Origin of the sequence: Adlercreutzia sp. ZJ138 (assembly GCF_011038935.1) — a bacterium.
In the GTDB taxonomy this organism is placed as follows: domain Bacteria; phylum Actinomycetota; class Coriobacteriia; order Coriobacteriales; family Eggerthellaceae; genus ZJ141.
The window spans coordinates 59,319-65,975 of record NZ_JAAKEA010000015.1; the positions used below are offsets into that span (position 1 = coordinate 59,319).

The following is a 6,657-nucleotide window of genomic DNA, read 5'->3' on the forward strand; positions in this document are numbered from 1 at the left end:
TTCGGTACGAAAGAATGAGCTTGTGCTATTATGCCCGAAGAAACGAAGGGCGCACAGCAAAACCATGTGCGCACAAGACGAGAAAGAAGGCAACATGGCAGAGGAATGCTCCCATAATTGCAGCTCATGCGGCGTGTCCGGTTGCGGAGACCGCACCGACCAAGGCCCGATTGTGGCCCAAACCCGCCCCGGCACCACCATCAAGCACGTCATAGGCATCGTGTCCGGCAAGGGAGGCGTGGGAAAGTCGCTGGTGACAAGCCTGGTGGCTGCCGAACTGCGCCGGCGTGGCTATAGCGTGGGTATCCTGGACGCCGACGTGACCGGCCCTTCCATTCCCCGCACGTTCGGTGTGACCGACCGCCTGCGCGCCACGGTTGCAGGACTTTTGCCCAGCGAAACTGCCAGCGGCATCGGCATCGTGTCTACGAACTTGATGCTTCCCGAAGACGACGCGCCGGTTGCGTGGCGTGGCCCGGTAGTGTCGAACTGTATCAAGCAGTTCTACGAGGAAACCTGCTGGGGCGAACTCGACTACTTGCTGGTCGACATGCCTCCGGGAACCTCCGACGTGCTGCTTACCGTGTTCCAAATGCTGCCCACCGAAGGCATCGTCACTGTGTCGGCCCCGCAGGAACTGGTTGCCATGATCGTGGGCAAGGCCGTGAACTTGGCTCATCACATGGATGTTAACGTCATCGGCTTAGTGGAGAACATGGCATACTTCGTGTGCGACGAATGCGACAAGAAACACTACATCTATGGCGAGCCGCAGGGAGCCGAAGTGGCAAAGCACTACGGAATTCCCGCCTACACCACTCTGCCCATCGACCCCGCCTTCGCCAAGCTCTGCGATGAGGGCCGTGTGGAAGAATATGACGTGAAGGGCGCGCTTGATCCCATCATTGAACAGATCGAAGCACTCGGCGCAACACAGGCTGACGAAGAGACCGCCGAATAGGAAACGCCAGTTTTTCCCAACCACACGCCAAGAGCCCGCAGCGAACAATTGAAAAACCATGCTGCGGGCTCTTTCTTGTGTCAAAGTGTGTCAACGGGTCACACCAAATGTCACACATCGCCTCTTTGCGTACCAAAAGGTCACACTTTGACACACGACCTAAAACGCTACAGCCCCATTTCGGCTTTCATCTTCGCCAACTCGTCATCAACCTGAGCACCCGCAGCGTCGGCTGCATACTTGCGCTCCAGATCGGCGATGGGGTCGGCCGGCGCGCTGGACAGATCCTCCATGGCGTTCGCTCGATCAAGCATGGCATCGGCCTTCGCCTCCATGCGGTCAAACGCGCTCATAGCACCCGCCGCCTTGTCAGCACCGGAAGCGATGTCGTTCACCATTTCCTGGGTTTTCGCCACGGCAACCTTCGCCTTTATGCCCTCACGGCGCGCAGAAAGCGCCTCGATGTCGCTGACCAACTTGTCGTGCATCTGACGCATCTTGTCGGCGTTGGCTTTTGCCGCTGCATACGCTTCGGCTGCCGCCTGCCCTTGCGCCTGCAGGTCCTGTTTCTTCGCCAAGAACGTGCGCGCGTCGTCTTCGTTGCCAGCAGCCAGCGCCGTGCGAGCCAATCCATCGTACTTGGCAACGTCGGCAGCATTGGCGTCGACCAGACGCTTACAGCGAGCTTCCTCTGCCATAACGCCCGCGGTTTGCTCGCGCACCTCGGCCAGACTATCGGTAAGGTTGCGCATGTACTGGTCGATCATCTTCGCCGGGTCTTCGGCCCGATCGAGCAGCTCATTGACGTTCGCCTTCACGATGTCGCTGAAACGATCAAGAATGCCCATGTCAGTTCTCTCCTGTCAGATTGTTGGTTGACATATTCACCCCGCCGTTACCAGCGGGAGGGTTCCCAGAAGGTGCTGCAAACGGTGCGGCTGACGGTGTCGCAGGTGCCGCAGGTGGTGTGGTCGACGGCGCAACAGGCGCTGCAGCCGGCGCAACAGGTGGCACAGGTGGCACGGCCGGCGTTTCTGCAGACGGTGCAGCCGCCGCGTATTTCTTCTCTAAATCGGCCAGCTCGGTGTCGCCAAACTTCTCCAGTGGCGTGTTCAGAATGCGCTCGGTATGGGCGCGTTCTGCCGCAGCGCGCTCGTTGCGCTTGCGTACCACGAAAAACACCACCAGCGCCACGGCAACCACAATGGCCGCCACCGCAATGGGCAGATACGGCGAGGGGGTAATTGTCATAATGCGCTCGGCGGTGTCGGCAAACGCGTTCGAGAAGAACGTTTCTTCCGAATCGAAATCGTACCAGTAACGATCAAGGTAGTCGCTCAAAATACCAATAGCCTCGTCGTCCATGACCGTTTTCGCCTGAGCGCCCACCGCATAGCCGCACGCATAGCCGTCGCGTGTGCTGTCATAGCAGAACGTGAGCAGGAAATGCCCTTCGTCACTGAACAGCTGGCCGTACAGTTCTGATGCAAGTTCGCCGAGTTCCTGCGTTGATGTCGTTTGGTCGTTGGGAAAAATGTACACGTAGGGCTGCACGCCAGTTTTTTCGTAGAACGACTTCAGTCCGCGCTCGAATTCGGCAGGAGAACCAATCCAGTCGCCGTCCTCGTCGGTGTAGTACGCGGTCTCAGACACCGCGCCCGAAGGAAGCGCCTCACGCTGCACGGTAGACGCCGCCACCTGCCCCGAGCCACTGCACCCGCCCGACAACATAACGAACGCAAACAGCACAAACAGCGCAATGACCACAATGGTGAACACCACGCCCGCATTCCCGCTTTTGCCGCCGGGGTACTGCCCGCCTGGTCCTCCTGATCCATTTGGCTGCTGGTTGGGTGGCATACCGGAAGGACCTCTCGACCCGTTCGGCGAGCCCGGTCCACCGGAAAAACGTGGGGCATTCACAATGATGCGAGGACCGAAGAGTCCGCCCCATCCATGGAAGTGGGGGCCGCTACCGAAGCCACCGCCAAAGCCGCCGCCATGGCCGCTACCGTTACCCGAGCGCCCACCGATGCCGCCACCGGAAAAACCTCCGCTCGACCGGCCGCCACCAGAAAAACCGCCGAAGCCACCGCCAAAGCCTCCCCCACCGGAAAAGCCGCCACCGCCCGATCGTCCCACGAAAGCCCTCTTTCTCTCTTGCCGAAAGCTTCAGCCCATCATACCGCATCGCCTTGCACGCGCGAACGCACACGAACGCATCCCACAAGATTCGGGAGAATCCTCCCGACATTGCGTCTGAATACAAAAACAAGTGTATGCGGCTCATTGGAAAGCCTGCAAACCCTTACAATAGGAAACAGATTCACGAAGGAAATGTCGGCGAGCATGTCGGCGCACGCACGACAACCCAGACCGCCTCATTGACATGCAGGCAAGAAAGTCGAGGAATTCATGCGAGCAGCACCCTCCCACACCCTCAATCCTAAAATTAAGCGCGTTTGGCGCATCAACGACGCTTTATGGCTCACGCTCGCTTATGCGTGTATCGCGTGCCCGTTTCTTATTGGAGCCGCAGTTGACCCGGAAGCATCGTGGGCATGGATGATTGTTGCTGGCGCCACGGCACTATACGCCGCATGCCTGGTGATATGGCTCGTTGTACTTCCTCCCATCCGCCATGCGCGATGGCGCTACGAAGTGGGCGAACACGAGCTTGACATCGCATGCGGCATCATCTGGCGCAAGCGCTTCATCATCCCCTTCGTTCGCGTGCAAAACACCGACACAAAACAAGGTCCTATTCTGCGCGCGTTTGGCCTAGCCAGCGTAACAACAGCCACCGCCGCCGGAGAACATGTGATCCCCGGGCTCACTTTCGAGGAAGCAGACCGTCTGCGCGACCTTATAGCCAAACAGGCTCGCCTGGCCCAAGAGGATGTGTAAACCATGACCGCCGAAAAGAACCCTCAAAACGCCGCAACGTCTGTGCCTACTCCGATGCCTATACCCGCGCACGCCGCGGCATCTGCGCACGCGCAAACGACCTCACCCGTGCCCGCATCATTCGCACCCGCGCAAACGACCTCACCCACGCCCACGCCCGAATGGGAGGCCTACCGAGCCGCCGTGTTTGCCGCAGCAAATGACACCGCTCGCGACTTCCCCAACACCGACCCACGCGCTTCCGTTCCTGAATCGCTGCGCCCTGGACAACATCACGTGCACCACGCCTACATATGGCTTGGAGGCCTGTCGACAGTAGCGGCGATCGCTGTCGCCGGTATCGCGTCGACGATAGGCAGCCTGATTCCTGCACTATCCTCAATCGGATCGGCGGGCACGGCTCCTTTGGTGACAATAGGCATATCCTTACTGATAGGGATACTTGCTTTCGCGGTGATCTGCGGTATCGTCGGGCTCATTCAGTGGCTTTCCTGGAAAAACCTCACCTTCGAGCTATCGCCTACCGAGTTTAGCCTGTTCTCGGGCATAATTAGCAAGAAACGCCTACACGTGCCCTACCAGCGCGTTCAGGCGGTTAACCAGCAAGCTGGGGTGCTGCAGCGCCTGCTCGGCTTGTGCACCGTGAAGATCGACACCGCAGGTGGCGCGTCAAACGACGCCGTAATGCTGAAGTACGTGCGCAACAGCGACGCCGAAGCATTACGCGCCGAACTCTTCCGTCGTAAGAAAGTGCTGCTAGCCGAAGGGGAGCTCGACCAATATGGCAACGCTCGCGTGCAGGGTGCCGTGGTTCCCTCGGCATGGATGATCGCTTGTACTGGCGGCGATATGCGAGCAGCAATGGCCGTGCTCGGCGCATCGATGCAACCCGCAGCCCCGCAAGCCTCTCCTGTTTCCGCAGCCTCCGCCGTCAGCATGCGTGAGGACGCGTCCCTACAACTCCAAACCCCCGGCACCCCGCCCACACCAGCGCCCTTCCCTTCCGCAAACGCGCCTGGCGCAGGGCCAACCGTTGACGCATACGGCAACGTACTCGATGCAATTGATGACGTCTTGTCCGACGTGCGCGGCGTCTTCGGTGGCGCACACGTTGCCACAGGCACTGTCACGTACGAAACGGGCCTATCAAACAAGGAACTCGTATTTGCGGGCGCTTCGGGTGCGGGTTCGTCGTTCGGCATCATCTTGGTGGGCGTGCTGGGCATTGTGGGCTTCTGCATGGAGTTCTTCGAGTCCGCCATCGCGTCATGGCTCGAATCGTCGCTGGGTGAAACAATGGCGAACGTAAGCGCATCGAGCGCTACCGACGCTCTGAGTTCGCTTTTTTCAGCAGCGGCTTGGAGCTTGGCGGCTTGGATCGCACTGGGCGTAGTGGCTGTGTGGCTTCTGTCGGCGGCAGGAACCATCGTGCGTTACGGCGGCTTTAAAGTACGCCGCCGCGAAAGCCGTATCGAAGTGGAGCATGGGCTGCTTCAACGCACGTTTCACGGCGTGGACATCGACCGCGTGCAGTCGGTGATAATTAAGCAGTCGTTCATCCGCCGTTGCATTGGGTACTGCGAACTATCACTGGGGAAAATCGATTCAGTCACAAGGGAATCTCAAAACGGCGAACAGACAGCCACTCCATCGGACGGCATTGTGGTGCACCCTTTTGTCAAAACATCGCGCGTGCCTGAAATCTTACAGGGTATCGCACCCGAGCTTGCCGACCTTCCCCGCATAATAGCGAAACCCGCACCCGTAGCGCGCCGACGCGCCATCATACGTAAGGGTGTTATTCGTAGCGCTTCGTTCTGGCTTGCCGTTTGCGCAGCTATCGGGCTTGTCGCCTTGAACATAGCGGTTGGAACTGGCGCATGGGATATAACCGCATCGGCAGAAGACGCTGTTGCGTTGGCTGCGCTGCGAACGGTTGCGTATGGCTGCTTTGCGCTGTTTGCCTTGTCATTCGTTGTGAACACGATTGATGCCGTGCTGTGGCATCGTCACTCGGGCATTGGCTACAACGAACGCTTCATGGTTGTTGTCAACGGGGGTCTGGCATCGAAAACCGTTGCGCTACCCCGTAAGAAGCTGCAGTTCGCCTCCACCAAAACAAACCCCTTCCAGCGCGCTGCCCACGTGCAAACCGTCGCCGCACGCACTGCTGCAGGCGTTAGCGGCACCACTGAACTTATCTGGGACTTGTCTAATGCCGACGCCGAAGCCTGGATGGACTGGGCCCGCCCTGGCGGCAACCGCCAATCGCCACCAATATCACAAGGATGACCTCGAATGAGGTCTTGAACAGCACCACGAATCCGTTATACTGATTTGTACAACGTACAACATATTAGGAGGATCAATGGGAGCATCGGAAGCTATGGTCACCGCCCGCATGAGCCGAGAGAAAAAAGAGCTTGGCGGCGCGATCCTCGAAACGCTAGGAACGAATGCGTCTCAAGTCATCAACTCGCTGTACGACTACGTGATAGAGCATCGATCCCTCCCCTTTAACAAGGGTACAGCGCACCTATCTCACACGCCGGACGAGATTGCAAAGGCGACGGCACTCGTGGACAGTCTGATGAATAGCCAGCAAACCTCCTGGTCTGAGCTGTCGCTAAAAGAGGTTCGTCGCAGGCGCTTGAACCTCTAAGGAAACACTGATTAATGGTACTTACACTGAGCTTTTCATCTTCGCCATTGAGTTTTTGCTTCAAATTGCCTTGAGAGACCCTGTGAGGCACCTTCTATCCTTCTATGAGGTACCCTACCAGGGGTTT

At 58.5% G+C, this 6,657-nt stretch carries 6 protein-coding genes; 4 read left to right on the forward strand and 2 right to left on the reverse strand.

Translation table 11 applies throughout. The features are described 5' to 3' along the window. Nucleotides 1–94: 94 nt before the first annotated feature. Nucleotides 95–961, forward strand: a complete 867-nt coding sequence (locus G7Y43_RS07355) for an Mrp/NBP35 family ATP-binding protein (RefSeq protein WP_165045586.1) — start codon at nt 95–97, stop codon at nt 959–961. 167 nt (nt 962–1,128) lie between these two features. On the opposite strand, the gene G7Y43_RS07360 is transcribed toward G7Y43_RS07355, so the two are convergent. Both G7Y43_RS07360 and G7Y43_RS07365 read right to left on the reverse strand, forming a co-directional pair. Continuing rightward, nucleotides 1,129–1,809 (reverse strand): PspA/IM30 family protein, encoded by a 681-nt coding sequence (locus G7Y43_RS07360; protein WP_165045588.1) that lies wholly within the window; start codon nt 1,807–1,809, stop codon nt 1,129–1,131. 1 nt (nt 1,810) lies between these two features. Further along, nucleotides 1,811–3,103: a hypothetical protein gene (locus tag G7Y43_RS07365; protein ID WP_165045590.1), complete on the reverse strand. Its 1,293-nt coding sequence runs from the start codon at nt 3,101–3,103 to the stop codon at nt 1,811–1,813. Between the two features lie 273 nt (nt 3,104–3,376). On the opposite strand from G7Y43_RS07365, the gene G7Y43_RS07370 reads away from it, so the two are divergent. The 3 genes from G7Y43_RS07370 to G7Y43_RS07380 all read left to right on the forward strand — a co-directional run bounded on the left by G7Y43_RS07370 (nt 3,377) and on the right by G7Y43_RS07380 (nt 6,530). Further along, the gene (locus G7Y43_RS07370) at nt 3,377–3,868 is read left to right on the forward strand and encodes a PH domain-containing protein (RefSeq protein WP_165045592.1); all 492 of its coding nucleotides are present in this window, start codon (nt 3,377–3,379) and stop codon (nt 3,866–3,868) included. 3 nt (nt 3,869–3,871) lie between these two features. Then, nucleotides 3,872–6,160: a PH domain-containing protein gene (locus G7Y43_RS07375; RefSeq protein ID WP_165045594.1), complete on the forward strand. Its 2,289-nt coding sequence runs from the start codon at nt 3,872–3,874 to the stop codon at nt 6,158–6,160. A 76-nt stretch (nt 6,161–6,236) separates the two neighbouring features. Continuing rightward, on the forward strand, nt 6,237–6,530 hold the full coding sequence (locus G7Y43_RS07380; RefSeq protein WP_165045596.1) for a type II toxin-antitoxin system RelB/DinJ family antitoxin: 294 nt from the start codon (nt 6,237–6,239) through the stop codon (nt 6,528–6,530). The last annotated feature ends 127 nt before the right edge of the window (nt 6,531–6,657 follow it).

Bases quoted from the DNA above. Each gene is read 5' to 3' on its own strand.
- G7Y43_RS07355 (WP_165045586.1), top strand. From the start codon at position 95: ATGGCAGAGGAATGCTCCCATAATTGCAGCTCATGCGGCGTGTCCGGT.
- G7Y43_RS07360 (WP_165045588.1), bottom strand. From the start codon at position 1,809: ATGGGCATTCTTGATCGTTTCAGCGACATCGTGAAGGCGAACGTCAAT.
- G7Y43_RS07370 (WP_165045592.1), top strand. From the start codon at position 3,377: ATGCGAGCAGCACCCTCCCACACCCTCAATCCTAAAATTAAGCGCGTT.
- G7Y43_RS07380 (WP_165045596.1), top strand. From the start codon at position 6,237: ATGGGAGCATCGGAAGCTATGGTCACCGCCCGCATGAGCCGAGAGAAA.
- G7Y43_RS07375 (WP_165045594.1), top strand. From the start codon at position 3,872: ATGACCGCCGAAAAGAACCCTCAAAACGCCGCAACGTCTGTGCCTACT.